A 269-nucleotide genomic window follows, 5' to 3' on the forward strand; every position below is an offset into this window, starting at 1 on the left:
TACGCCGACCGAAATCGGAGTGAAATGGCAAATGGATGTCAAATATGTCCCAAAACACTGTTACACCGGCTCTATCCCTGATAAATTCTATCAGTATACTGTCATCGACGAAGCTTCCAGAGAGCGATTTATCTATCCTTTTAAGGAGCAAAGCTCTCATTCTACAGTTCAATTTTTGAAATTGGCTATTCGTCATTTTGGTTATCAGCCCAAAATCCTGCAAACAGATAATGGTGTTGAATTTACACACTTTAGAGAGACCAAGCAAG

Annotated in this window: 1 protein-coding gene; it reads left to right on the plus strand. The window is 39.8% G+C overall.

Annotated elements, in window-relative coordinates; translation table 11 throughout:
- The coding region (locus SSIN_RS00145; RefSeq protein ID WP_156956254.1) for a DDE-type integrase/transposase/recombinase at window positions 1-269 on the plus strand (269 nt) is incomplete at both ends.

Origin of the sequence: Streptococcus sinensis (assembly GCF_000767835.1) — a bacterium.
In the GTDB taxonomy this organism is placed as follows: domain Bacteria; phylum Bacillota; class Bacilli; order Lactobacillales; family Streptococcaceae; genus Streptococcus; species Streptococcus sinensis.